General features: G+C 59.1%; 1 protein-coding gene. It reads right to left on the bottom strand.

Features of this window, described 5'->3' with window-relative positions:
* A partial coding sequence (locus tag Y79_RS01000000119850) for an AMP-binding protein (protein ID WP_032864728.1) occupies positions 1 to 337 on the bottom strand: 337 nt, incomplete at both ends.

The raw sequence follows: 337 nt of genomic DNA, 5'->3' as shown, positions 1-337 counted from the left end.
CGCTTCATCGTTTTCATCAAGCGGCAGGCTCAGAATGGAGCGGCTGCCGTCAAGCAGGATCGTGTCTCCTTTGTAGCTTTCCGGCACGTCGAGCGCTTCCTGCGTGAGAAGCAGCTTGGCCCCGCTGTCCTGCAGAATGTAGCTGATCCGCTCTTTCGGGTAATCCGGGTCAATCGGCACAAATGCCGCGCCCGCTTTCAGGACGCCGAGTACGCCCGCAGCCATTTCCAAGGACGGTTTCGTCAAAATGCCGACACGTTCGTCAGCTGTAACACCGCAGTCCATGAGAATGCGCGCGATGCGGTTCGCCCTTGCGTTCAGCTCGCCGTACGTCCAT

The organism is Bacillus siamensis KCTC 13613, from assembly GCF_000262045.1.
In the GTDB taxonomy this organism is placed as follows: domain Bacteria; phylum Bacillota; class Bacilli; order Bacillales; family Bacillaceae; genus Bacillus; species Bacillus siamensis.
This window is presented reverse-complemented; position numbering and strand designations above follow the sequence as displayed.